The organism is Nocardia canadensis (assembly GCF_032656385.1).
Lineage (GTDB): Bacteria > Actinomycetota > Actinomycetes > Mycobacteriales > Mycobacteriaceae > Nocardia > Nocardia canadensis.
In genome coordinates this window covers 1,089,849-1,115,652 of sequence record NZ_JAVCWB010000002.1, presented here as the reverse complement: position 1 = coordinate 1,115,652, position 25,804 = coordinate 1,089,849, and the positions used below count along the sequence as shown (strand labels likewise).

General features: G+C 70.0%; 21 protein-coding genes and 2 tRNA genes. 11 read left to right on the top strand and 12 right to left on the bottom strand.

Features of this window, described 5'->3' with window-relative positions:
* Positions 1-47: 47 nt before the first annotated feature.
* The 9 genes from prmC to argS form a co-directional block, all read right to left on the bottom strand.
* The gene (gene prmC / locus Q7X29_RS08255; RefSeq protein WP_316573691.1) at positions 48-944 is read right to left on the bottom strand and encodes a peptide chain release factor N(5)-glutamine methyltransferase; all 897 of its coding nucleotides are present in this window, start codon (positions 942-944) and stop codon (positions 48-50) included.
* Positions 945-1,014: 70 nt separating this feature from the next.
* Positions 1,015-2,094 carry a peptide chain release factor 1 gene (prfA, locus tag Q7X29_RS08250; protein WP_218721192.1) on the bottom strand — a complete coding sequence of 360 codons (1,080 nt, stop codon included), beginning with the start codon at positions 2,092-2,094 and terminating at the stop codon, positions 1,015-1,017.
* Positions 2,095-2,313: 219 nt separating this feature from the next.
* Positions 2,314-2,544, bottom strand: coding sequence for a 50S ribosomal protein L31 (gene rpmE, locus Q7X29_RS08245; protein ID WP_022567395.1), 231 nt, complete (start codon positions 2,542-2,544; stop codon positions 2,314-2,316).
* 213 nt (positions 2,545-2,757) lie between these two features.
* The gene (gene rho, locus Q7X29_RS08240; RefSeq protein WP_316573690.1) at positions 2,758-4,839 is read right to left on the bottom strand and encodes a transcription termination factor Rho; all 2,082 of its coding nucleotides are present in this window, start codon (positions 4,837-4,839) and stop codon (positions 2,758-2,760) included.
* 340 nt (positions 4,840-5,179) lie between these two features.
* A complete protein-coding gene (thrB, locus tag Q7X29_RS08235; RefSeq protein ID WP_218721213.1) occupies positions 5,180-6,106 on the bottom strand; it encodes a homoserine kinase in 927 nt (308 codons plus the stop codon).
* Positions 6,107-6,131: 25 nt separating this feature from the next.
* A complete protein-coding gene (thrC, locus tag Q7X29_RS08230) occupies positions 6,132-7,226 on the bottom strand; it encodes a threonine synthase (RefSeq protein ID WP_316573689.1) in 1,095 nt (364 codons plus the stop codon).
* Positions 7,223-8,581, bottom strand: coding sequence for a homoserine dehydrogenase (locus tag Q7X29_RS08225; protein WP_316573688.1), 1,359 nt, complete (start codon positions 8,579-8,581; stop codon positions 7,223-7,225). Before Q7X29_RS08225 ends, thrC begins: the two co-directional genes overlap by 4 nt.
* On the bottom strand, positions 8,581-10,002 hold the full coding sequence (gene lysA / locus Q7X29_RS08220) for a diaminopimelate decarboxylase (protein WP_316573687.1): 1,422 nt from the start codon (positions 10,000-10,002) through the stop codon (positions 8,581-8,583). Before lysA ends, Q7X29_RS08225 begins: the two co-directional genes overlap by 1 nt.
* A gap of 34 nt (positions 10,003-10,036) precedes the next feature.
* Entirely contained in the window at positions 10,037-11,698 is a 1,662-nt protein-coding gene (gene argS, locus Q7X29_RS08215) for an arginine--tRNA ligase (protein ID WP_316573686.1), read from the bottom strand.
* An 89-nt stretch (positions 11,699-11,787) separates the two neighbouring features.
* Between argS and Q7X29_RS08210 the strand changes: the two genes are divergently transcribed.
* From Q7X29_RS08210 to Q7X29_RS08180, 7 genes are all read left to right on the top strand, one after another.
* A complete protein-coding gene (locus tag Q7X29_RS08210) occupies positions 11,788-12,687 on the top strand; it encodes a DUF3105 domain-containing protein (RefSeq protein WP_218721198.1) in 900 nt (299 codons plus the stop codon).
* Positions 12,687-13,430, top strand: a complete 744-nt coding sequence (locus Q7X29_RS08205) for a DUF305 domain-containing protein (protein ID WP_316573685.1) — start codon at positions 12,687-12,689, stop codon at positions 13,428-13,430. Before Q7X29_RS08210 ends, Q7X29_RS08205 begins: the two co-directional genes overlap by 1 nt.
* 111 nt (positions 13,431-13,541) lie before the next feature.
* Positions 13,542-13,614 (top strand) — tRNA-Arg (locus tag Q7X29_RS08200).
* A 110-nt stretch (positions 13,615-13,724) separates the two neighbouring features.
* Positions 13,725-14,342, top strand: a complete 618-nt coding sequence (locus Q7X29_RS08195; protein WP_316573684.1) for an Rv0361 family membrane protein — start codon at positions 13,725-13,727, stop codon at positions 14,340-14,342.
* Positions 14,343-14,466: 124 nt separating this feature from the next.
* On the top strand, positions 14,467-15,489 hold the full coding sequence (locus tag Q7X29_RS08190; protein WP_218721201.1) for an iron ABC transporter substrate-binding protein: 1,023 nt from the start codon (positions 14,467-14,469) through the stop codon (positions 15,487-15,489).
* Positions 15,490-17,046: an ABC transporter permease gene (locus tag Q7X29_RS08185; RefSeq protein ID WP_394358665.1), complete on the top strand. Its 1,557-nt coding sequence runs from the start codon at positions 15,490-15,492 to the stop codon at positions 17,044-17,046.
* Positions 17,043-18,101: an ABC transporter ATP-binding protein gene (locus tag Q7X29_RS08180; protein WP_218721202.1), complete on the top strand. Its 1,059-nt coding sequence runs from the start codon at positions 17,043-17,045 to the stop codon at positions 18,099-18,101. The genes Q7X29_RS08185 and Q7X29_RS08180 overlap by 4 nt, the downstream gene beginning before the upstream one ends.
* A gap of 39 nt (positions 18,102-18,140) precedes the next feature.
* Here Q7X29_RS08180 and Q7X29_RS08175 read toward each other — a convergent pair.
* Positions 18,141-18,212, bottom strand: a tRNA-Cys gene (locus Q7X29_RS08175).
* A gap of 117 nt (positions 18,213-18,329) precedes the next feature.
* Here Q7X29_RS08175 and Q7X29_RS08170 point away from each other — a divergent pair.
* Positions 18,330-18,917: a MarR family winged helix-turn-helix transcriptional regulator gene (locus Q7X29_RS08170; protein ID WP_255588551.1), complete on the top strand. Its 588-nt coding sequence runs from the start codon at positions 18,330-18,332 to the stop codon at positions 18,915-18,917.
* A 25-nt stretch (positions 18,918-18,942) separates the two neighbouring features.
* The gene (locus Q7X29_RS08165; RefSeq protein ID WP_316573683.1) at positions 18,943-20,004 is read left to right on the top strand and encodes an Hsp70 family protein; all 1,062 of its coding nucleotides are present in this window, start codon (positions 18,943-18,945) and stop codon (positions 20,002-20,004) included.
* Here the strand turns inward: Q7X29_RS08165 and Q7X29_RS08160 are convergent.
* Positions 20,001-20,795: an enoyl-CoA hydratase gene (locus tag Q7X29_RS08160; protein ID WP_218721205.1), complete on the bottom strand. Its 795-nt coding sequence runs from the start codon at positions 20,793-20,795 to the stop codon at positions 20,001-20,003. The genes Q7X29_RS08165 and Q7X29_RS08160 overlap by 4 nt on opposite strands.
* A 141-nt stretch (positions 20,796-20,936) precedes the next feature.
* Here Q7X29_RS08160 and Q7X29_RS08155 point away from each other — a divergent pair, with 141 nt between their 5' ends.
* On the top strand, positions 20,937-21,488 hold the full coding sequence (locus Q7X29_RS08155; RefSeq protein ID WP_316573682.1) for a hypothetical protein: 552 nt from the start codon (positions 20,937-20,939) through the stop codon (positions 21,486-21,488).
* Position 21,489: 1 nt separating this feature from the next.
* Here the strand turns inward: Q7X29_RS08155 and Q7X29_RS08150 are convergent, their stop codons facing one another.
* Entirely contained in the window at positions 21,490-22,446 is a 957-nt protein-coding gene (locus Q7X29_RS08150) for a DUF2157 domain-containing protein (RefSeq protein ID WP_218721207.1), read from the bottom strand.
* A gap of 135 nt (positions 22,447-22,581) precedes the next feature.
* On the opposite strand from Q7X29_RS08150, the gene icmF reads away from it, so the two are divergent.
* Positions 22,582-25,803, top strand: a complete 3,222-nt coding sequence (gene icmF, locus Q7X29_RS08145; RefSeq protein WP_316573681.1) for a fused isobutyryl-CoA mutase/GTPase IcmF — start codon at positions 22,582-22,584, stop codon at positions 25,801-25,803.
* The last annotated feature ends 1 nt before the right edge of the window (position 25,804 follow it).

Genomic DNA, 25,804 nt, shown 5'->3' with positions numbered 1-25,804 from the left:
ACTCGGGGGCGGACCTCGTCGGCCCTGGCACGTCGTTCGATCAGGACTCAGGATTTGCTGGGCACTGTCGCGACGACGAAGCGGGGCTTGTCGGCGAGGTCGGCGTGTTCGACGATGCCGGTGAAATCGGCCGCGGCGAGCAGGGCCGCCACTCCCCCGCCGTTGGTGTCGTCGTGTTCGATCGCGGTGGCGCCGCCGGGGCGCAGCAGGCGGGCGATGGTGGGGACCATCCGGCGGATGACATCGAGGCCGTCGGGGCCGCCGAAGAGGGCGCGGTGCGGATCGTGGTCGGCGACCTCGGGGTCGAGGACCGCCGCCTCCGGGATGTAGGGCGGGTTCGACACGACCAGGTCGACGCGGCCGGACAGGGCCGTGAGCAGGGCCGGGTCGGTGACGTCGTCGGCGTGCAGGGTGATCGGGGTGTCGCCGTCGGCGATGCGGTCGTCGACGTTGCGGCGGGCCCAGGTCAGGGCGTCGGGGTCGAGTTCGACGGCGTGGACCTCGGCATCCGGGCGGGCATGCGCGATGGCCAGGGCCAGCGCGCCCGACCCGGTGCACAGGTCGACGACGAGCGGCGCGTGGTCGTGGGGCAGCGTCTCCAGCCAGGCCAGTGCCCAGGCGAACAGCAGCTCGGTCTCCGGGCGCGGCACGAACACCCCGGGACCCACGGCGAGGTCGATCTCGCCCATCGCGGCCGTGCCGGTCAAGTGCTGCAACGGGATTCGCGTGGCCCGCCGATCGACCAGCGCGGCGAATCGCGCGGCCTCGTCCGGCTCGACCATCGGATGCAGCGCCAACCGCATCCGGTCGATCCCGAGCACGTGCGCGGCCAGGTTCTCCGCATCGGGCAGGGGCGAGGCCACGCCCGCCGCGGCCAGTCGCTCGGCGGCCGCGACGATCAGCGGACGCAACCGGACCCGCTCGGTCACCGTGTCGTCCGGCATGCGCGAGCGTCCTCCCTGGTGGCGAGCGTGGCGCGCGTTGCCCGGTCCGGGCGCTGAGCGCTCATCCCGGCTACTCGGCTGCCATCCGGGCGTCGCGGTCGGCCTTGCCGAGCGCGTCGAGCAGCGCGTCCATGTCACCGTCGAGCACGGCGTCGAGGTTGTGCGCCTTGAAACCGATGCGGTGATCGGCGATCCGGTTCTCCGGGAAGTTGTAGGTGCGGATCCGCTCGGAACGGTCCACCGTGCGGATCTGGCTGGCCCGACCGGCCGCCGCCTCCTGCTCGGCCTGCTCCTCGGCCAGCGCCTGCAGCCGAGCCCCGAGCACCTGCATCGCGCGCGCCTTGTTCTGCAGCTGCGACCGCTCGTTCTGGCAGGTCACCACGATGCCGGAGGGCAGGTGGGTGATGCGGACCGCGGAATCGGTGGTGTTGACGCCCTGGCCGCCCTTGCCGGAGGACCGGTAGACGTCGATGCGCAGGTCGGTCTCGTCGATCTGCACCTGCTCGACCTCGTCGGGCTCGGGGTAGATCAGCACGCCGGCGGCCGAGGTGTGGATGCGGCCCTGCGACTCGGTCACGGGCACGCGCTGCACGCGGTGCACCCCACCCTCGAACTTGAAGCGCGACCACACGCCGTCGCGGGCCGCGTCCTTGCTCTTGATCGACAGCGTCGCGTCCTTGTAGCCGCCCAGGTCGGAATAGGTGACGTCGAGCGTCTCCACCTTCCAGCCGTGCCGCTCGGCGTAGCGGATGTACATGCGGGCCAGGTCGGCGGCGAACAGCGCCGATTCCTCGCCGCCCTCACCGGACTTCACCTCGAGCACCACGTCGTCGCCGTCGTGCGGGTCGCGCGGAGCGAGCAGATCGGCCAGTGCCTGCTCGAGCTCCACCAGCTGGGTTTCCAGGCCGGGCACCTCGGCGGCGAACGTGGCGTCGTCGGCGGCCAGCTCACGGGCCGCCTCGAGATCGTCGCGCACCGACTCGAGCTTGCGGTAGGTCGACATCACCGGCGCCAGCTCGGCGAATCGCTTGCCCACCCGCCGGGCCGCACCGGCGTCGTTGTGCAACGACGGATCGGCCAGCTGCGTCTCCAGGCCGGCGTACTCGGCCAGAATGTCGTCGATGGCGGAAGGGGCCGTCTGATCGGCCATGTCGGTGAACTCCTACTGGGGAGGTAGCGGCTGCGGAGTCTGGTGGGCCGAAGGCCCGTCTCGGCCGCCTCGATTCTGGACTGACGGAGCGAAGGAGCGAAGCGACTGAGCGGAGGAGGGAAGAATCGAGGCCGAAAGGCCGAGACCCCGCGGCGCTCGCGCCGCCGAAAATACCGACGCCCGGCCTGCGAAAGCAGAACCGGGCGTCGGGTGAGGCAACTAGCTGGCGTCGGCCTTCTTGCCCGCGCGCTTGCCGTAGCGAGCCTCGAAGCGAGCGACGCGGCCGCCGGTGTCGAGGATCTTCTGCTTGCCGGTGTAGAACGGGTGGCACTGCGAGCAGACCTCGACGGTGATCTGGCCGGACTCCTTGGTGGAGCGAGTCTGGAAGGTGTTGCCGCAACCACACACAACGGTGGTGTCGACATACGTGGGGTGGATTCCTGCCTTCATGGGCGTCCTCTCGATAATGGTCGCCGGGTCGTACACCGCTGGAGCGCGGGATACGTGAACCGGAACCGACTAGGCGGGATGTCTGCGAACTCGCAGACACACAGCGATCCAGTATGCCAGACCTGGCCGCACCCTCCGAAAACACCCCCGGCCACAGGTTTGTTCCCGGCCGGGAAACGCAGCGGGGGCCCGCCGTAGCGGGCCCCCGTCGCGTCACTCGTCGAGTGCGCCCGGTGCGGTCTTGGAGACCGTCATCAGGAACTCGAGGTTGTTCTTGGACTTACGCAGCCGATCCATCAGCAGATCGATCGCCTGGTGCGAGTCCAGGCCCGAGAGCACGCGCCGCAGCTTGTGCACCACGGCCATCTCGTCGGGCGACATCAGCAGCTCGTCGTGGCGGGTGCTGGACGGGTTGATGTCCACCGCCGGGAACACGCGCCGCTCGGCGATCTTGCGATCGAGCTTGAGCTCGGCGTTGCCGGTGCCCTTGAACTCCTCGAAGATCACCGTGTCACCGGTGGAGCCGGTCTCGACCATCGCCGTGGCGATGATGGTGAGCGAGCCACCGTTCTCGATGTTGCGCGCCGCGCCGAGGAACCGCTTGGGCGGGTACAGCGCGGTCGAGTCGACACCACCGGAGAGGATGCGGCCCGAGGCGGGCGAGGAGTTGTTGTACGCGCGGCCCAATCGGGTGATCGAGTCGAGCAGCACGACAACGTCTTTGCCCATCTCCACCAGGCGCTTCGCCCGCTCGATGGCGAGCTCGGCGACCGAGGTGTGGTCGGCCGGCGGCCGGTCGAAGGTGGAGGCGATGACCTCACCCTTCACCGAACGCTGCATGTCGGTGACCTCTTCGGGACGCTCGTCGACCAGCACGACCATGAGGTAGCACTCGGGGTTGTTGATCGCGATCGCGTTGGCGATGTCCTGCATGATCGTGGTCTTACCCGCCTTGGGCGGGGACACGATCAGCGCGCGCTGGCCCTTGCCGATCGGCATGATCAGGTCGATCACACGCGTGGTCAGCTTGTTCTGGGTGGTTTCCAGACGCAGACGCTGGTTCGGGTACAGCGGCGTCAGCTTCTGGAAGTCGGGACGACGCTTGGCCGCCTCCACCTCGCCGCCGTTGACGGTGTCCAGGCGGACCAGCGGGTCGAACTTCTGGCGCTGGTTGCTCTGCTCGCCGTCGCGCGGGGCGCGCACCGCACCGGTGATCGCGTCACCGCGGCGCAGGCCGTTCTTGCGCACCAGGTTCATCGAGACGTACACGTCGTTCGGGCCGGCCAGGTAGCCGGAGGTCCGCACGAACGCGTAGTTGTCCAGCACGTCCAGGATGCCGGCGACCGGCTGCAGGACGTCGTCCTCGCGGATCTCGAAGTCGCGGGCCTCGCCGCCACCGCCACCGGCGCCACCGTCGCGGTCACGACCACGACGACGCTCACGGAACCGGCGACCCCGGCGACCGCGGCCGCCTTCCTCGTCGTCGCCACCGCGGTCGTCGCGGGGACCGCGATTCCCGGCGTTGTTGCCGTTCTGGCTCTGGTTGCGCTCGTTCTGGTTGCGCTCACCACGATCGCCACCGGTGCGCTCGCCACGGTCGCCACCGGCGCGTTCGCCCCGGTCGCCGCCGTTGCGCTCGCCACGCTCACGCCTGCGCTCGCCCTGCTCGCCACCGTCGGCCTTGTCGGCCTGCTTGGTCTCCTCGGCGCGGTTCTCGGCCTGGGCGTTCTCGCCACCGCCGGAACGGGCCTGGTCACGGCCACGACGCTGCCTGCCACGGCCACGCTGACCGCCCTCGCGACCGGAATCCTCGGTCGACTCGGCGGTCTTGGTCTCGGCCGTCCCCTGCTCGGCCGGGGCCTGCTCGGTCACGACCGCGGCGACCTGCTTCTCGGCGGGCTCGGCTTTGTCGGCCTTGGCCGGCTTGTCGGCCTTGGCGGGCGCCTCGGTCTTGGCGGGCGCTTCCGCCTTGGCGGGCGCTTCGCTCTTGGCGGCGGGCGCGTCGGCCGTCACGGCGGCGGCCTCGGCGGGCTTACCCGCCTTCGCAGGCGCTCCGGCCTGGTTTTCCTTGATAGCGGCGATGAGATCGCCCTTGCGCATACCGGAGGTGCCTCGGATACCGAGCTCCCCCGCCAATGCGCGCAACTGCGGCAACAGCATTCCAGTCAGCCCCGATCGTGCGACGTCGGTGTGTTCGCTCATTTTCGAAATCTGTCCGGATTCACTTTCGCGGCCGCCCGAGTTCGTAGGGTTGGATTCCACCCCGGGTGTCGCGAGCAGGTCCGTATCTGTCACGGAAATCCTTTCCTTCCCTCGAATGCCGTGTGCTGAATCGAGGGTTCGTTCCGTAGACCCGGCACCCTGTGCCGAGCTCGGATTATGCGTCCGACCGGACGCCTGTGCCGTACTACCCGCCCCGCCGGACCGGAGGCTTCGCCACCAGAAGACAGTGGTGAGGAGAGATCATTCCAGTTGAGCGGCTTCTCGGCGTCGCAGCACCTCCATGGTGTGGAGGCTCGAGCCTGGAGCCTGCTGGAGCGATTGCCCTGATGAAGCACCGGCGTCTGATGCGCACGATGTACGGACTTGCACAGAATAGCTGCCAATTGCGAACAACGGCAAGGCAGGCACGCCGTCAGTCGATCGCGACGCCGTCGGCGATGCCGGGCTCGACCACTCGCAGCCCGTCCGCTTCCGCCTGTTTGCGCAGGTCATCGGGGAAATCTTCGGTGGCGAGCGCCAAAATCGTCGGACCGGCGCCGGAAACGGTGGCCGGAATTCCCGCGGCCCGCAGTCGCTCGATCCAGGTCGTGGTGAGCGGTAGCGCGGGAGCACGCTGAGTCTGGTGCAGCCGGTCGGCGGTGGCGGGCATCAGCAGATCGGGGCGTTCGGTGAGCGCGACGACGGCCAGCGCGGCCCGGCTGACGTTGAACGCGGCGTCACCGTGCGGCACCTGCTCGGGCAGCAGCCCGCGGGTGTGCGCGGTGGACGAGCGTTCCTGCGGGATCAGCACCACCGGGCGCAGCGCCGCGGCGGGGGTCAGCCGCACGGCCCGATAGGCGCGATTCTGCTCGGCATCGGATTCGGTCCACGACACGACGATTCCACCGAGCACGCTGGCCGCGGCGTTGTCGGGATGACCCTCGAACTCCGAGGCCAGCTGCACCAGCTGCGCGCCGTCCAGCCGCAGGTCGGGATCGAACTTGGCGGCCAGCCCGGCGCCGGCGGCCAGGCCGCCGACCACGGCCGAGGCACTGGAACCGAGGCCGCGCGAGTGCGGAATCACGTTGCGGCACACCACGTCGAGGCCGTCGGCCCAGACACCGAGTGATTCCAGTCCGCGTTCGATCGCCCGCACCACCAGATGCGTTGGGCCCCACGGCACGTCGTCGGCGCCCTCACCCTCGACCCGGATCTCGAGACCCGAATCGGTGGTGCGCACCACGATCTCGTCGTAGAGACCCAATGCCATTCCCAGGCAATCGAATCCGGGACCGAGGTTGGCCGTGGAAGCGGGAACGCGCACGGTCACTTCGAGACCGGCGGGCAGGGTAGCGGTCATCAGCCTGCTCTCGCGTGCGCTCAACTCAGGCCAGCTCGAGCTCGTGGGCGATGGCCACCGGGTCGACGGCGATCGGCTTGACCTCGGGCATGCCGGCCAGCGCGTTGTCGGGGTCCTTGAGACCGTTGCCGGTCACCGTGCAGACCACGGTCAGGCCCGAATCCAGCCAGCCGTCCGCGCGAGCGGCCAGCAGACCGGCCACGCTCGCCGCCGACGCGGGCTCGACGAAGACGCCCTCGGTCGCCGCGACCAGCCGGTAGGCGGCCAGGATCTCCTCGTCGGTGGCCGCGCGGAACGCGCCACCGGACTGCTCCTTGGCCTCCATCGCCCCGTTCCACGACGCCGGGGCGCCGATCCGGATCGCGGTGGCCACGGTCTCGGGATCACGCACCGGCGCGCCGTTGACCAGCGGGGCCGCACCGGCGGCCTGCACGCCGAGCATGCGCGGCAGCCCCGAGGTGATGCCGTCGGCGTGGTACTCGCGGTACCCACGCCAGTAGGCGGTGATGTTGCCCGCGTTGCCCACCGGCAGCACGTGCACATCGGGCGCCTTGCCCAGCACATCGCAGATCTCGAACGACGCGGTCTTCTGCCCCTCGATCCGCGCCGGGTTCACCGAGTTCACCAGCCCGACCTCGGGGAAGTCCGAGGTGACCTTGCGGGCCAGCTCGAGACAGTCGTCGAAGTTGCCCTCGACCTGGATGATCTTCGCACCCAGCATCACGGCCTGGGCCAGCTTGCCCATCGCGATCTTGCCCTGCGGGATCAGCACCGCGCACTCCATGCCCGCGCGGGTGGCGTAGGCGGCGGCCGAGGCCGAGGTGTTGCCGGTCGAGGCGCACAGCACGGCCTTCTGGCCGCGGTACTTCGCGTCGGTCATCGCCATCGTCATGCCGCGGTCCTTGAAGGAACCGGTGGGGTTGGCACCCTCGACCTTGAGGTACACCTCGCACCCGGTCAGCTCGGACAGGTGCGTCGCGGGGACCAGCGGGGTACCGCCCTCGAACAGGGTGACCGGCTCCCAGTCGGCCGCACCGGCCAGCCGGTCGCGGTAGGCCGCGATCAGACCCGGCCAGCGCGAGTGCACGCCGAGCTGGGGGGCGATGCCAGTGGTGCTCATGATTCTTCGGTGCCTTCCAGTCTGAGAACGCTGGTCACGGAGGTGACGGAATCCATGTCCGCCAATGCCGCGACAGTATCGGCCAGCGAGGACTCCACCGCATGGTGGGTGACGACCACGAGCCGGGCGCCGTCGCCGTGCCCCTGCTGACGCACGGTGGAGATGCTCACCCCGTGCTGGGCGAAGGTGTCGGCCACCGCGGCGAGCACGCCGGGCCGGTCCGCCACCTGCAGGTTCACGTGGTAGCGGGTGGGGGTGTCCCCGATCGGCGCGATCGGCAGCTCAGCATAGACCGACTCGCCGGGAGCGCGGCCACCGTAGAACTTGTTGCGGGCGGCCATCACGAGGTCGCCGAGCACGGCCGAGGCGGTCGGCGCGCCACCGGCGCCCTGACCGTAGAACATCAGCCTACCGGCGTTGTCGGCCTCGACGACGACGGCGTTGAACGCACCGTTGACCGAGGCCAGCGGGTGCTTGCGCGGGATGAGCGCCGGGTACACCCGCACCGAGACGCGGTCCTTGCCGCCTTCGGCGGAGGTGGGCTCGCCCGGACCGGCCGCGACGCGCTCGCAGATGGCGAGCAGCTTCACGGTGCAGCCGACGGCGGAGGCGGTTTCCAGATCCTCGGCGGTGATCTTGGAGATGCCCTCGCGATACACATCGGCCGCGGTCACGCGGGTGTGGAAGGCCAGCGAAGCCAGGATGGCGGCCTTGGCGGCGGCGTCGAAGCCCTCGACGTCGGCGGTGGGGTCGGCCTCGGCGTAGCCCAGCTCGGTCGCCTCGGCGAGCACGTCGTCGTAGGCGGCGCCGGTCTCGTCCATCGCGGAGAGGATGAAGTTGGTGGTGCCGTTGACGATGCCGACCACGCGGTTCACCCGGTCACCCGACAGCGACTGGATCAGCGGACGGACCACCGGGATCGCGCCGGCGACGGCGGCCTCGAAGTACAGGTCGGCGCGGCTGCGCTCGGCGGCGGCGGCCAGCTCACCGGTGTAGTCGGCCAGCAGCGCCTTGTTGGCGGTGACGACGGACTTGCCCCCGCTCAGGGCGGCGCCGATCAGCGCACGGGCGGGATCGATGCCGCCCATGACCTCGACCACCAGGTCGACATCGTCGCGGGCGACCAGCGCCTCGGCGTCGGTGGTGAGCAGTTCGGCGGGCAGGCCGCGGTCCTTGCTCAGGTCGCGTACGGCCACGCCGCGCAGCACCAGCGGCGCGCCGACGCGCGAGCGCAGGTCGTCGGCGTGGTCGCGCAGCACGCGGACGACCTCGGTACCCACTGTGCCCATGCCGAGCACGGCGACACCCAGCGGGCGCCCCGCGTCCCCGATCGAATCGCTCCGCGATGCGTTCATCATTCCACCTCCAGGCTGAGCAGGTCCGCCACCGTTTCCCGGCGCAGAATCAGTCGCGACGCACCGTCGCGCACCGCGACCACCGCGGGCCGGGTGAGCTGGTTGTAGCGGCTCGACATCGAGTAGCAGTACGCGCCGGTCGCCGCGACGGCGACCAGGTCACCGGGGCCCGCATCGGCAGGCATCCAGGTGTCACGAATGACGATATCGCCACTCTCGCAATGCTTTCCGACCACACGCGCGACGACCGCATGGGCGTCCGACGAGCGCGAGACCAGACGGCAATCGTAATCGGCCTGGTACAGCGCGGGACGGATATTGTCGCTCATGCCGCCGTCGACGCTGACGTAGCGACGACGCGCGCCACCGTCGAGCTCGACGTCCTTGATGGTGCCGACCTCGTAGAGCGTGACGGTGCCCGGCCCCGCGATGGCGCGACCCGGCTCGACGGCGATGGTCGGCTCGGGCAGCCCGGCGCGGGCGGCCTCGGCGGCGACCAGACCGCGCAGGTTGGCGGCGAACTCGTCCAGCGGCGGCGGGTTGTCGCTCGGCAGGTACGAGATACCGAGGCCACCGCCCAGATCCAGGGTGGAGATCTGTGCGGTGCGCTCGATACCGAATTTGTCGATGGCCTCGCGGAGCAGGCCGAGCATGCGGCGCGCGGCGATCTCGAAGCCGTCGAGCTCGAAGATCTGCGAGCCGATGTGACTGTGCAGACCGACCAGGCGCAGGTTGTCGGCCTCGAAGACGCGGGCCAGCGCCTCCATGGCGTCGCCACCGGCGATCGAGAAACCGAACTTCTGGTCCTCGTGCGCGGTGGAGATGTACTCGTGGGTGTGCGCCTCGACACCGACGGTGACCCGGACCAGCACGTCCTGCACTACGCCCGCGGCACCGGCGACCGCTTCGAGCCGCTCGATCTCGTAGAGCGAGTCGACGACCACGTGGCCGACGCCCGCGGCGACCGCGGCCTCGAGCTCGGGCACCGACTTGTTGTTGCCGTGCAGCGCGATGCGCTCGGCCGGGAAACCGGCGTGCAGCGCGATGGCCAGCTCGCCACCGGAACAGACGTCCAGCGACAGCCCCTCGTCACGGATCCAGCGCGCGATCTCACCGCACAGGAACGCCTTGGACGCGTAGTGCACGCGGGCGTTGGGCCCGAAAGCGCGCACCATGTCGCGGCAGCGGGAGCGGAAATCGTCCTCGTCGACGACGAACAGCGGGGTGCCGTACTGCTGGGCCAGCTCGGTGATCGGCACCCCGGCCACCCGCACGACGCCGTCCTCGCCACGAGCGGCGTTGCGCGGCCACACGTTGGCGGGCAGGTCGATCATCTCGCGCGGATCGGTCGGGCGCTCGGGCAGGCTCGGGGCGTGCGGGATCTCTGCGTGCCGGGGACCGGCCGGGTGTGCACCACTCACAGTTGTGCGTCCTTCCTGAAAAGCTTGCCGGTGGTCACATGCGCTCCGGTGCGCTGACGCCGAGCAGGGCCAAACCGTTGGCCAGCACCTGGCGGGTGGCCTTGACCAGTTCGAGCCGGGCGGCGTTGAGCGGGGTGACGGCGTCGTCACCCTTGGGCAGCACGCGCATGTCGTCGTCGGACTGGAAGGGGTGGTAGACACCGGCCAGTTCTTCGAGGTAGCGGGCGATGCGGTGAGGTTCGCGGGTCTCGGCGGCGGTGGCGACCACGCGCGGGAAATCACCGAGGGTGCGGATCAGGTCGCCTTCGCGCGCCGAGGTCATCAGCGCGAAATCCGGTGCGACGGTGGCGAACTCGGCGTACTTGGCGGCATTGCCGAGGATGCTGTTGGTCCGCGAGTGCGCGTACTGCACGTAGTAGACCGGGTTCTCGCTGCTCGCCTTGGTCCACAGGTCGAGATCGATGTCGATGCTCGAGTTCACCGAGGAGCGCACCAGCGAGTAGCGGGCCGCGTCGACGCCGATCTGCTCGACCAGGTCGTTGAGGGTCACCACGGTGCCGGCGCGCTTGCTCATCTTCACGGCCTGGCCGTCGCGGACCAGATTCACCATCTGCCCGATCAGCACCTCGACGGTGTCGGGGTTGTCGCCGAAGGCGGCCGCGGCGGCCTTCAACCGGCCGATGTAGCCGTGGTGGTCGGCGCCGAGCATGTAGATGGCCAGGTCGAAGCCACGCGCGCGCTTGTTCTGGAAGTAGGCGATGTCACCGGCGATGTAGGCGGCGTTGCCGTCGCTCTTGAGGACGACGCGGTCCTTGTCGTCGCCGTATTCGGTGGAGGCGATCCACCAGGCGCCGTCCTTCTCGTACAGGTTGCCGGAGTTCTTGAGCTCCTCGACGGCCCGCTCGACGGCGCCGGAGGCGAACAGTTCGCTCTCGTTGAAGTACACGTCGAAATCGGTGCCGAAGTCGTGCAGATCCTGCTTGATCTGGGCGAACATCTGCTGCACGCCCTCGCGCCGGAACAGTTCGTGCCGCTCGTCGGCGGGCAGGGTGAGCGCGTCGGGGTGCGCGGCGACGATGCTCGCGCTGATCTCCTGGATGTACTCGCCCGCGTAGCCGTCCTCGGGGGTCGGCTCGCCGAGCGCGGCCGCGACCAGCGACTTGGCGAAGCGGTCGATCTGGGCGCCGTGGTCGTTGAAGTAGTACTCCCTGGTCACGTCGGCGCCCTGCGCGGCCAGGATGCGGCCCAGCGCGTCACCGACGGAAGCCCAGCGGGTGCCACCGAGGTGCACGGGGCCGGTCGGGTTGGCGGAGACGAACTCGAGGTTGATCTTGGTGCCGGACAGGGCGGCGCCGGTGCCGAACTTCTCGCCCGCGGCCAGGATCTGCGCGACGATCGCGCCCTGCGCCGAGGCGGCCAGGCGGATGTTGAGGAAGCCGGGACCCGCGACGTCGGCCACATCGATGCCATCGGTCGCCGAGAGCGCCTCGGCCAGCCAGCCCGCGAGTTCGCGCGGATTGGTTCCCACGCGCTTGGCCACCTGCATCGCCACATTCGTGGCATAGTCGCCGTGTTCGGGGTTGCGCGGACGCTCCACTGTGACCTGCTCGGGCAGGACCGACGAGTCCAGTCCGCGTTCGACAAGCACCTTCGCGGCGGTGGTGCGAAGGAGATCTGCAAGGTCAGCTGGAGTCACGAGTCTCTATCCTATTGGCTGGGCGCCTCGCAACCACGACCGCCCGGTACGAACGTCCCGATCCACACGTCGAAAGAGCACAACGAGCGATGCCGAGCAGGACCAGCGCCACATCAGCCAAGGCCGTCCGGGCCGCGGGGAAGTCGTCTCCGTCCCGCAAACCCGGCAAGGGCAACCTTCCGCACAAGAAGCGCGACGTGCCCTGGGCCCTGCTGGGCGCCGGTGTCGCGATCGTCGCGCTGATCGGCCTGCTGGCCTACAGCCTGGTGCCCAAGTACCTGGACCAGGCCGCGATCCGGGAAGCCCAGACCGACCTCAAGGAATGGGTGCCGTCCAAGGAGAACCAGGACCCCTCGGCCAAGATCAGCGGCGTCGTCAAGCAGGAGTACCCGGCCGGTCTGCACGTGACCGCGGCCCAGCGCGTCGCCTATGACAAGGCGCCCGCCTACGGTGGCCCGCACGACGGCGCGTGGGCCAACTGCACCGGCACCGTCTACGCCAAGCCGATCCGGATGGAGAACGCGGTCCACTCGCTCGAGCACGGCGCGGTCTGGATCGCTTACAACCCGGACAAGGTCGACGCGGCGGGCGTGGAGAAGCTGTCGAACTACGTCAAGGGCCGCCAGTACTCGCTGATGTCGCCCTACCCGGGACTCGACGCGCCGATCGCGCTGCAGTCGTGGGGTCACCAGCTCAAGCTCGATTCCGCCGACGACGCGCGGATCAAGCAGTTCATCTCCGCCCTGCGCGAGAACCCCTACGCCTACCCCGAGGTCGGCGCGAGTTGCTCGAACCCGATCTTCGACGCCAACAACCCGCCGCCGTTCGACCCGGCGCCCTACGGCCCCGAGGCCGTGCCGATGGACGGCAAGGGCCTGACCCAGGACCAGTCCGAGCTCGGCGCGGGTGCCGGTCTGCCCGGCGGCGCGGGTCTGCCCGGTCTGCCCGACGGCTTCCAGATGCCGGGCACCCAGCCCGCGGGCCAGTAGTGGGAACCGACAGCGCGGTCGACCCCGACCACACCGCGCCCGAGCCCGAGGACACCGCGGCCGAGGCGGGCGCGCGTCGCCCGGCCGGGGCGATCCTGGTGCTCGGCGCGATCGGCCTGCTGCTGCTGGGCGCCGTCGCGGGCGTGCTGCTGCGGATGCCGCTGAACGAGGCCGATACTCCGGCGCCGGGCCCTGTCGACGTGGGGTTCAGCCAGGACATGTCGGCCCATCACGCGCAGGCCGTCGACATGGCGGGCGCGGCGCTGATCGGCTCGACCGACAACGACGTGCGCAGGCTCGCCTACGACATCCTCACCACCCAGCAGAACCAGATCGGCCGGATGCAGGGCTGGTTGCAGCTGTGGGGCGAGCCGAACCAGAACGTCGACGGCTACATGGGCTGGATGACCGACCACGGCGCGGGCGCGCACGGCCACGGTGCCGCGACGACCACCGGGCACGCGATGGCGGGCCCGATGACGTCGATGCCCGGCATGGCCAGCCAGGAGGAGATGACGACGCTGCGCCGCTCCACCGGCGCCGCGATGGACACCCTGTTCCTGCAGCTCATGTTGCGCCACCACCAGGGCGGTGTGCCGATGCTCGACTACGCCGCCGAGCACGCCGACACCACCGAGGTGCGCACCCTGGCCGCGCAGATGTCCAAGACCCAAGCGGGCGAGTCCCAGTTGATGGAGAGCATGCTGGCCGCCCGCGGCGCCAGCCCGCTCCCACTGAGCTGATCGAGTGCCGGACCGGGTCAACCGCCCGGTCCGGCACCGTTTTTGGCGCACCGCACTCGATGCGATACGCTGTCGCTGCCCGATCGCCTCACCGCGACCGGCATCTATCCCGCCCTCGTAGCTCAGGGGATAGAGCGTCTGCCTCCGGAGCAGAAGGCCGCAGGTTCGAATCCTGCCGAGGGCACATTTCGAGGCCCCGTCCGTTCGGTCGGGGCCTCGTTCGTTTGAAATCAGGTTGTTCACGCACGGTTCCACAGGTTTCGGGGCCTCGCCCCGATGACATAGGAGCGAGGCTTGACGAATCCGCCAGAAGGACAGCAACCACCGTTCGGGCAGCAGCCGCCCGGGATGCCCTCGGGACCGCCCGGGTACCCGCACGCCGGGTTCGGGCCGGGACAGACGCCGCCCCCGGGGCCGCCCGGAGCGCCGGACGTGTTCCCGCCCCAGCAGCCGCCGAAGAAGAAGCGGACCGGGTTGTTCATCGCGCTGGGCGTGGTCGCGCTGGTGGTGATCGGCGCGCTGGTCACCGGGGTGGTGCTGACGCTCCAGGGGCGCACCCCGTTGTCCTCGGACGACAAGAAGATCGAGGTCGCGATCCGCGATTTCTACGACACGCTCGACGCGGACGGGTTCATCGCCGCGGCGGAGCTGGCCTGCGAGGCCGACCGGGCCGAGATCGCCAACCTCTCGCCCGAGCAGCGGCAGCAGTTCGATTCGGCGACGGTCTCGGTGACCATCGACAACGTCGAGGACATCGTCATCACCGGTGACACCGCCAAGGCGACGGTGGTCGGCAAGCTGACACTCTCGGTCGCGGGCGAGGAGCCCGACACCGAGGACAGCACCGAAGAGCATCTGAAGAAGGAAGACGGCACCTGGAAGATCTGCTCGGCGCCGGCCACCAAGCACTGATCGAGCCCCCGGCGGCCCGTCCCGAACCCGGGGCGGGCCGCCGTTGCGTCCACGCACGTCAGGCGGGGTATCTTGCTTAGGTAAGCCTCATCATAGGATGGGGTACCTGTGTGGAAGGACGGCGATGACGTCGCGTAGTTGGAAACCCCTGGCCGGGCTGATGGCGATCGCGGTGGCGGCGCTCGGTGTGAGCGCCTGCTCGTCCTCCTCGGGCGACGCCGACGAGATCACCGTCTACAACGCCCAGCACGAGTCGCTCACCAAGGAGTGGGCCGCGGCGTTCACCAAGGAGACCGGGATCAAGGTCGTCCTGCGTCAGGGTGGCGACACCGCGCTGGGCAACCAGCTGGTCGCCGAGGGCGCCAACTCCCCCGCCGACGCCTTCCTCACCGAGAACTCCCCGGCCATGGCACTGGTCGAGAACGCGGGCCTGTTCGCCGACGTCGACAAGGCCACCCTCGACCAGGTCCCCGCCCAGTACCGCCCGTCGACCGGCAAGTGGACCGGTGTCGCGGCGCGTGCCACGGTCTTCGTCTACAACAAGGACAAGCTGCCGACCGCGGGCCTGCCCGCCTCGCTGCTCGACCTGGCGCAGCCGCAGTGGAAGGGCCGCTGGGGCGCGGGCACCTCCGGCGCCGACTTCCAGGCGATCGTCGCGGGCCTGCTCGCGCTGAAGGGCGAGGACGTGACCCGCTCCTGGCTGCAGGGCATGAAGGCCAACGCGACCTCGCTGCAGAACAACGTCGCGACCATGAAGGCGGTGAACTCGGGCAACCCCGAGGGCGGCGTGATCTACCACTACTACTGGTACCGCGATCAGGCCAACACCAAGGAAGGCAGCGCGAACACCGCGCTGCACTACTTCAAGAACCAGGACCCCGGCGCCTTCGTCAGCGTGTCCGGCGGCGGCGTGCTGAAGTCGAGCAAGAAGCAGGAGGCCGCGCAGAAGTTCCTGGCCTACATCACCGGCAAGCAGGGCCAGGAGATCCTGCGCGACGGCACGTCGATGGAGTACCCCGTGGCGAGCGATGTCGCCGCGAACCCCGCGCTGCCACCGCTGGCCGACCTGCAGGCGCCGGCGATCGATCCCAGCAAGCTCGATTCGAAGAAGGTCACCCAGCTGATGACCGAGGCGGGACTGCTGTAAGTGGCCCTGCGGACCGCATCGACGACAGCACCCCGGGTCGGCAGGCCCGGGGTGTTCGTCACGCTCGTCGCGCTGACATTGACGGCGGCGACCTTCATTCCCCTGGGCTACATCGTCTCGGTGCTGTTCGACACCGGCCTGCGTGAAGCCGCCGCGCTGGTGTTCCGGCCACGGGTCGGCGAGTTGCTCACCAATACCGTCGCGCTGGTGGTGTGGACGGTTCCGGTGTGTGTGGTGCTCGGGGTCGGGCTGGCCTGGCTGGTCGAGCGCACCGACGTGCCGGGCCGGGCGTGGTGGGGTCCGGTGCTGGTCGCGCCGCTGGCGGTGCCCGCGTTCGTCAACAGCTACGGCTGGGTGAGCGCGTTCCCGTCGATGTACGGGCTGTCGGCGGCGGTCATCGTGGCCACGATGTCGTACTTCCCGCTGGTGTATCTGCCGGTGGCCGCCACGCTGCGCCGCCTCGATCCGGCCGTCGAGGAGTCGGCGCGCGCCCTCGGGTCGGGGCCGGTGGAAGTGTTCTGGCGCATCGTGGTGCCGCAGTTGCGGCTGGCGATCCTGGGCGGCGCGCTGCTGATCGGTCTGCACCTGCTCGCCGAGTACGGCGCGTTCGTGATGCTGCGCTACGACACATTCACCACCGCGATCTTCGAGCAGTACCAGAGCAGTTTCGCCGGACCCGCGGGCAGCATGCTGGCCGGTGTGCTCGTCCTGTGCTGTCTGACGCTGCTCGGCGGCGAGGCGCTGCTGCGCGGGAACGCGCGCTACGCCAGGCTGGGCGCGGGCGCGCAGCGCGCGGCGCGGCCGATCGCCCTGGGCTGGTGGCGGATTCCGCTGTTCGGCGTGCTGGTCGCGGTGGTCGGCGGCGCGCTCGGCGTGCCGCTGTGGACGATCGGGCGCTGGTTGTGGCTGGGCGGCGCGGCGGTCTGGGACACCGCGGTGATCGGGCAGGCGCTGGGCCAGACGATCGGTCTGGCGGCGGCGGCCGCGCTGATCACCGCCCTGTGCGCGTTCCCCGTCGCGTGGATCGCGGTGCGCTCGACCAGCAGGTTCGCCCGGGTGATCGAGGGCGCGAACTACATCACCAGCTCGCTGCCCGGCATCGTGATCGCGCTCGCGCTGGTGACGGTCACCATCCGCTGGACCCCGCCGCTCTATCAGACGGTGACGCTGGTCGTGATCGCCTACGCGCTGATGTTCCTGCCCCGCGCGCTGGTGAGCGTGCGGGCCGGGCTGGCGCAGGTGCCGGTCGGACTGGAGGAGGTGTCGCGCTCGCTGGGCGAATCGGCCTCGGCCACGTTCTTCCGGGTGACCCTGCGGATGACCGCGCCCGCCGCCGCCTCGGCCGCGGCGCTGGTGTTCGTCGCCGTGTCCACCGAGCTCACCGCGACACTGTTGCTGGCGCCCAATGGAACTCGCACGTTGGCCATGCAGTTCTGGGGCCTGTCGGGCGAACTCGACTACGCCGGCGCCGCACCGTACGCGCTGATCATGATCGTCGCCGCGATCCCGGTGACCTATGTGCTGTTCACCCAGTCCAGAAAGGCGGCCGGGGTATGAGTCGGCTTCTCGTGCGCGCGGTGTCGAAGACCTTCGGCTCGACGCGGGTCCTCGACCACATCGATCTCGACGTCCCCGACGGCACCGCCGCGGCCGTCGTCGGCGCGTCGGGCTGCGGCAAGACGACGCTGCTCCGGGTGATCGCCGGCTTCGAGGCGCCCGAGACGGGCACCGTGCAGCTGGGCGCGGAAACCGTTGTGCGCCACGATGTCTGCCTGCCACCACAGCGCAGGCGGATCGGCTACGTCGCGCAGGACGGTGCGTTGTTCCCGCACCTGAGCGTCGCCGACAACATCGCCTACGGCCTGCACACCGGCTGGCGCGGGCTGGGCGATCGGCTGCGCCGTCACCGCGACCGCGACCGCGTCGTCGAGCTGCTGGCGATGGTGTCGCTGGATCCCGGTTACGCCGATCGCACGCCGCACCAGCTCTCCGGCGGCCAGCAGCAGCGGGTGGCGCTGGCCCGGGCACTGGCCCGCAAGCCCGATCTGATGCTGCTCGACGAGCCTTTCAGCGCCCTCGACACCGGCCTGCGCGCCACCACCCGCCAGGCGGTCGCCGACACCCTGCGCGCCGCGGGCATGACCAGCATCCTGGTCACCCACGATCAGGAGGAGGCGCTGAGCTTCGCCGAACAGGTGGCCGTCATGCGCGACGGCCGCTTCACCCAGGTGGGCCCGCCCGAGCAGGTCTATCACCATCCGGCCGACCTGTTCACCGCCCGCTTCCTCGGCGACTGCATTCTGCTCGACGCACTCTGCGAGGCCGACGTCGCCAAGTCCGCGCTCGGCGCGGTCCCGGTCCAGCGCGACGCCCCCACCGGCGAGACCACCCTGATGCTGCGGCCCGAACAACTCACCGCCGAGGTCGTCACCGCCGAGCACAGCGGGACGGTGACCGAGGTCGACTTCCGCGGTCCCGATGTCATCCTGACCATCGAGCTGGCCGAGGGCGCCGGGACCGTCACGGTCCGCCGCACCGGCATCGCGGCACCCGCGCGCGGCGATCGCGTGCGCCTGACCGTGCAGGGTTCCGGGACTGCCTACGAGAAATAGGCGCTCCACCCGGGCGGGTGAAACGCCTATTCCGACCAGAGCGAGCGGCGGGAATCGAACCCGCGTGAACGGCTTTGCAGACCGTTGCCTCAACCACTCAGCCACGCCCGCCTCGTCCTAGAGAGTGCCCGGTTCGGCCCACGTTGCCCAGGGTTGCGCTCGGCCTGAGCGAAATGCCGGTTCGCCGACTGGGCGGCAGCGACCTGGCCCTATGCGATGATCAATGCCATGTCTCGGCCACGACCGCTTCCGCATGACCCGATCGCCGAAGCGCACCGGCAATGGACCGGGCACGGCTGGGGCGCGGTGGCCGACGGAATGGCCGCGGTGACGTCGCTGGTGCGGGCCCAGCAGATCGTGATGGCCAGGGTCGACGAGGCGCTCAAACCCTCGGGGCTGACGTTCTCCCGCTACGAGCTGCTGCAATTGCTCAGCTTCAGCAAGACGGGCGCGCTGCCGATGGCCAAGGCCAGCGCGCGCCTGCAGGTGCATCCGACCAGCGTGACCAATACCGTGGACCGGCTCGAGGCGGCAGGCCTGGTGGTCCGGGTGCCGCATCCGAGCGACCGGCGCGCGACGCTGATCGAAATCACCGATGCGGGAAGGACATCGGTCGCCGAGGCGACCGCGGCACTGAACGCGCAGGTGTTCGCCGAGCCCGGCCTGCCGCCGGACCGGATCCGCGCCCTGCTGACCCTGCTCGCCGAATTCCGGCACGAGGCGGGCGACTACGAGGCTCCCGACACCGAAAACCTCGCATTCCACGCGACCTGGCAACCGACGGGCGAATCACCGCGCGACTCGCTTGGCAGCTAGCCGAAATTGGTCCACGATGTAGCGCATGGTGCTGGTCCTGGGGGTATCGGCGGGTGCGGGTGGTGCCCGCGCCGTGCTGACCCACTCCGATCAGCCGCACCTGCCACCGGTGGACCGGCTCCGGCTACCGCGCAGGGCGGGCGGCTCGGTCGACGAAGCGGTGTTGTCGGTGATCCGCCGGATGCGGGTCGCGGCACTGGCGCGCGGTGAGTGTGTCACCGCCACGGCGGTCACCTGCCGCAGTGAGTCGCACGCCGACGCGATCCGGGCGGCGGTCGGTAAGTCCGAGGTCGGCATCGTCGACGAGCCGCTGGCGCAGCTGCGCTATCTGCGCTTCACCGGCATGCTGCCGGACTCCGACTCGGTGATCCTCTACGACCTGGGCTGCTCGGGCCTGACTGTCACCCATGCCGATTGCCGCACCGACACGATCCTGGCGAGCAGGCGCAGCACGGTACTCAGCGGCGACGGCTACGACGCGCTGCTGCGCTGGCAGCTCGCGCGCGGCGGTGTGCTGGCCGACGCGCGCACCACCAGGGAGCATCGCGAGTCGCTGAGCCGGGCCAGGGTGGTGACGGCGACCGACGCCGATACCGGCGGCCGCGCCGTGGTGACCCGCAGCGATCTGGCCGAGCTGTGCGAGGCGGGTCTGCATCATTCGGCCTCGTTCGTGCGTCAGGTGGTCGAGGAGACGGGGATGCGGCCGGGTGCGCTGGTGCTGCTCGGCGGCTGTACCCGCAATCCGTCGCTGCGCGCCGATCTGGCCCACCGCATCGGGCTGCCGATCGTCTACGACCCCGAGCCGGATTACGTCTCGGCGCGCGGCGCGGTCCTGCTGGCCGCGCAGCGCCCCGCTCGCCTGCGGATGCCGCGGCTGCGGCCGGGCAGCGCGGTGGTCACCCGCGAGGCCCAGCCGCGACCCGGCCGGCGAAAACTCCTCGCCGCGATGGCGGTGACGGCCACGCTCGGCGGCACGGTCGCCGGACTGCTCGGCACCGACGACTCGTCGGCGCGGTCCCCCGAACCGGGAACCGCGCCGACCACTGCCCAGCTCACCGATGGTTCGCTGCGGCTGAGACAGAACTAGCTGTTGGTGAAGTTCGGTGTGCGCTTCTCGACGAAGGCGGCCATGCCTTCCTTCTGATCGTCGGTGGCGAACAGCGAGTGGAACACCCGGCGCTCGAACAACACGCCCTCGGTGAGGGTGGTCTCGAAGGCCCGGTTGACCGCTTCCTTGGCGATCATCGCGACCGGCAGCGACATCGAGGCGATGGTCTGGGCGGTCTCGAGCGCGGCGTCGAGCAGCTGGTCGGCGGGCACGATCCGCGACACCAGCCCGGCTCGCTCGGCTTCCTCGACACCCAGGGTGCGGCCGGTCAGGATCAGATCCATGGCCTTGGCCTTGCCGACCGCGCGGGTCAGCCGCTGCGAGCCGCCGATGCCGGGGATCACGCCGAGCTTGATCTCGGGCTGACCGAACTTGGCGGTGTCGGCGGCGATCAGGATGTCGCACAGCATCGCCAGCTCACAGCCGCCGCCGAGGGCGAAGCCCGCGACCGCGGCGATGGTCGGCTTGCGGAAGTTGGCCAGCCGGTCCCAGCCCGCGAAGGCGTTGGACGCGAACATGTCCATGTAGGACTTGTCCGCCATCTCCTTGATGTCGGCCCCGGCCGCGAAGGCCTTCTCCGATCCGGTGATCACGACGGCACCGATCGAGTCGTCGGCGTCGAGCTCGTCGAGCGCGGCGATGACGTCCGCGAGGACCTGCGCGTTGAGCGCGTTGAGTGCCTTGGGCCGGTTCAGCGTGATCCAGCCGACCCCGCCTTTGCCCTCGCCGCCGCCCTTGCGCTCCAGCAGAATCGTCTCGAAATCGGTCACCAGGCACCCTCTTGTTCTTCAGTGGTCACGGATGGTGCAGACGATACCGAGCCCGGCCGCCCACCGGCCACGCGGGCAAACCCGCAAGTAGGCGTGGCGCAGTGCCCGATATTCCGGATCCGCTGCGGCACAATCGGGGGCATGGGCACCGACCATTTCGCGCGGATCAGCCGCCTGCGCGCGCTGATCGAGCACGAGAACACCGGCGCGGACGAGCGGGCCACAGCCCAGCGCATGCTCGACCGGATTCTGCGGAAGACGCACGGCGACACCGTGTCCGCCGCGGCACCGGATCGGGTGTACGGCGCCAGGCATCACCGGCCGGGCAGGCACGCGAGCACCGCGTCGATCGTCGAGTCGGTCCGCGACGACATCGCCTTCGCTCGCACGTTCGCCGTCGTCGGCGGTCCGGGCGAGCTCACGGTGCACAGCCCACTCGCGGCCGCGCCCGCCGAGCTCACGGTGGCGGTGAGCACGCCGTTCGCCGATCAGATCGTCGTCACCATCACCGACATCCCACCCGCGTGGGGCTGGGAGTCCGACGAGTTCGACCGCACCACCGCGACCGCGGACCTGCGCCGCCTGGCCGACGAACTCGCCGAGATCATCGACAGCTACAACCACAACGGTTCCGACGTGGGCCCGCGGTTCTTCCGCACGATCCGCGCGCAGGAGACCACGCTGATCCGCTGACTCAGTCCGGCTGTTTCGATCCGGCGAGCAGCACGACCACACCGACGGTCAGCACGACAGCGCCGATGGCCAGCACCACGCTCGCGGCGACCGGCCCGCCGTCGGTCCGCTCGGCCACCGTCTGCCCCACCGCGATCGCCACCGCCGCCGCGCCGCCGAGCACGAGAACGGGCTCGCGCCGCAGCGCGTACAGCAGCAGGCACGCCACCCCGACCAGCGCGGTCAGCGCGGGCCGCCACAGCGACTCCCCGGGCGTCACCGACTGCGCCCCGCTCACCAGGATCACGCCGCCGATCAGGTACCCGGCCCAGTCGGCGACGAACAGCCGGGCCCAGGCGAGCCCGACCCACACCGCGCCGAGCAGCATCAGCACCACGCCGGGCCAGGCGGAGCGGTAGTCGAGCACCGCCGAAGCCGTGGTCACCACGCTCGCGACGCCGAACCCGCCCATCGCGACCATGCCGAGCACGGTGGGCACCAGCAGATATCCGAGGATCGCGACGAGCAGTCCCGCGATCGCGGCCGCGATCTCGGCGTCGTCTCCGAAGGCCGTGACCACCGCGCCGCAGACCATGACCGCGGCCAGCACCAGCAGCACCGCCGCGAGCCTGCTGCGCCCCGCCGACGCGATCGGCACCCGTCGGAAGATCCCGTCGCACCCACCGGCCAGCAGCACCGCGCCGGTGACCGCGCACCCGGCCACGACCAGCAGCAATACCACCCGCCCGGTCTGCGCCACGTCCGACCAGGCCAGCCCGAGGAACAGCGCCACCCCGGCGGCCACCAGGCCCGCCCCGAGATAGGCGACGATCTCGGCGATCATCCGGCCCGCACTCGCCCGGCCCGCCCGCTCCTCGGCTTCCACGGCCCGCAATACCGCCCCGCGCTGGTCGCCGCTGATCACGCCCGCCGCCACCAGCCGCTCCAACGCCACGCCCACCCTGTGTTCGCGAACCATCCGTCGAGTATGTCGACCGGGGTGCGCGATTCGGCCGAATCCCGCGGGCCGCGTTTCGCGCCGGAGTGACGCAGTTCATACTACAATTAGTTGGACGTCCTAGTATTGGTCGTACTATCTGCTGCGGAGGCAGTCATGAGCGAGTCCAGCGCCCTGCATGTGCCGGTCCATCCCGTGCGATTCGTGACCTCGGCGGCCCTGTTCGACGGGCACGACGCGGCGATCAACATCATGCGGCGCATCCTGCAGGCCCAGGGCGCCGAAGTGATCCACCTCGGCCACAACCGATCGGTGCGCGAGATCGTCGACGCGGTGATCGAGGAGGACGTCCAAGGCGTCGCGGTCAGCTCGTACCAGGGCGGGCACATCGAGTTCTTCGAGTACCTCGCCACGGCCCTGCGCGAGGCGGGCGCGGGCGACGTGCGAATCTTCGGCGGGGGCGGCGGCGTGATCGTCGCCGAGGAGATCGAGCGGCTGGCGCGCATCGGCGTGCGGATCTTCTCCCCGGAGGACGGCCAGCGCCTCGGTCTGCCCGGCATGATCAACGAGCTGGTCCGGGCGTGCGATATCGACCGGGCCGCCACCCCGCCCGACCTCGATGCCCTCTACACCGGCGACCGGAATGCCCTGGCGCGCACCATCACCTGTCTGCAGCAGGGCGCGCTGTCCACGCCGGACCGGGCGGCGATCCTCGCGGCGGCGAGCAAGCGCCGGGTGCCGGTGCTCGGCATCACCGGCACCGGCGGCTCCGGAAAGTCCTCGCTCACCGACGAATTGGTGCGCAGGCTGCGGACCGACCAGCAGGACAAGCTGCGCATCGCGGTCCTCGCCGTTGACCCGACTCGGCGCCGGGCGGGCGGCGCACTGCTCGGCGACCGCATCCGGATGAACGCGCTCGACGGCGACCACGTGTATTTCCGTTCGCTGGCCACCCGCGGCAATCACGAACTGCCCGACGACATCGACACCATGATCGCCGCCTGCCGCGCCGCGGGCCACGACCTGGTGATCCTGGAGACCCCGGGCATCGGCCAGGGCGACGCGGGCATCGTCGACCACGTCGACGTGGCGCTGTATGTGATGACGCCCGAGTTCGGCGCCGCCTCCCAGCTAGAGAAGATCGACATGCTCGACTACGCCGACGTGGTCGCGATCAACAAGTACGAGCGCCGTGGCGCGGCCGACGCGGTCCGCGACGTGGCGCGCCAATTGATCCGCAACCGGGCCGAATTCGGCGCGCAGCCGGCTGATATGCCGGTCTTCGGCACCAGCGCGGCCACCTTCGACGACGACGGCGTCACCGCCCTCTATCAGCACCTGACCGGGCTGCTCGCCGAACACGGACTTCCGCTCGAGCAAGGCGCGCTGCCCCGCGTCGACACCAAGGTCTCCACCCGGTTCGCCCAGCTCGTGCCGCCGGCACGGGTCCGCTACCTGGCCGAGATCGCCGAGACCGTGCGCGACTACCACGCGGACACCGTCCGGGACGTGGCCGCGGCCCAGCGCATTCAGCGCCTGCGGCTGGTGCACGACGAACTGCCCGACGACGCCGCCGTCGCCGACCTGCTGACAGCCGCGCGCAGCGACCTCTCCCCCGCGTCGGCCGCGCTGCTGGCCGAATGGCCCGCCGTCACCGCGAGTTACGCGGGCGAGGAGCAGATCGTGCGGGTCCGCGATCGCGAGATCCGCACCCCGCTGCGGCGCGAGTCACTGTCCGGCTCGAGCATCCCCCGCGTCGCCCTGCCCCGCTACACCGACGACGGCGAACTGCTGCGTTTCCTGCGTGCGGAACATCTGCCCGGCCGATTCCCCTTCACCGCAGGGGTTTTCCCGTTCAAGCGCGACAACGAGGACCCGGCCAGGATGTTCGCCGGCGAGGGCGATCCGGCGCGCACGAACCGGCGGTTCAAGGTCCTCAGCGCCCACGCCGAGGCGACCCGGCTGTCCACCGCGTTCGACTCGGTCACCCTCTACGGCCACGATCCGGCCGAGCGACCCGATATCTACGGCAAGGTCGGCACCTCGGGAGTCTCGGTGGCCACCGTCGAGGACATGCGCACGCTGTTCGACGGTTTCGACCTGTGCGCGCCGACGACCTCGGTGTCGATGACCATCAACGGACCGGCCCCGACCATCCTCGCGTTCTTCCTCAATACCGCGATCGACCAGGCGCTGGGCCGCTTCACCGAGGCCGAGGGCAGGCCGCCGACCCCGGACGAAGCCGCCGAGGTCAGGGCGCGCACGCTCGCGACCGTGCGCGGCACCGTGCAGGCCGACATCCTCAAGGAGGACCAGGGGCAGAACACCTGCCTGTTCTCCACCGAGTTCAGTCTGCGGATGATGGCCGACGTGCAGGAATGGTTCGTGCGCAACGACGTCCGCAATTTCTATTCGGTGTCGATCTCCGGGTATCACATCGCCGAAGCGGGCGCGAACCCGATCAGCCAGCTCGCCTTCACGTTGGCCAACGGATTCACCTACGTGGAGACCTATCTCGCCCGTGGACTGGCGATCGACGACTTCGCGCCGAATCTGTCGTTCTTCTTCTCCAACGGCATGGACCCCGAATACACCGTGATCGGCCGGGTCGCCCGGCGGATCTGGGCGGTCGCGATGCGCGACCGCTACGGCGCGGGCGAACGCGCGCAGAAGCTGAAGTATCACGTGCAGACCTCGGGCCGTTCGCTGCACGCACAGGAAATGCAGTTCAACGACATCCGCACCACCCTGCAGGCGCTGATCGCGGTCTACGACAATTGCAACAGCCTGCACACCAATGCCTTCGACGAGGCGGTGACCACGCCCACCGAGGATTCGGTGCGGCGCGCGCTGGCCATCCAGCTCATCATCGCCAAGGAATGGGGGCTGGCGGTCAACGAGAATCCGCTGCAGGGCAGTTTCGTCATCGACGAGCTCACCGACCTGGTCGAGGAGGCGGTCCTGCTGGAATTCGAGCGCATCAGCGAACGCGGCGGCGTGCTCGGCGCGATGGAGACCGGCTACCAGCGCGGACGCATCCAGGACGAGTCGATGCGCTACGAACAGCGCAAACACGACGGTTCCCTGCCGATCGTCGGAGTGAACACCTTCCGCGGTCACGGCGACGACGCCGCGCACGGCCCGCTGGAATTGGCCCGCGGCACCGAGCGGGAGCGCCGTTCCCAGCTGGACCGGTTGCGCACGTTCGTCGAGGAGAATGCCGAACAGTCCCATCGCGCGCTGGCGCGATTGGCCGAGGTCGCCCATACCGACGGCAATATCTTCGAGGTGCTGATGGACGCGGCGCGGGTGTGCACCCTACAGCAAGTCACCGATACGTTCTTCGCTGTCGGTGGTCAGTATCGACGGACCGTCTGAA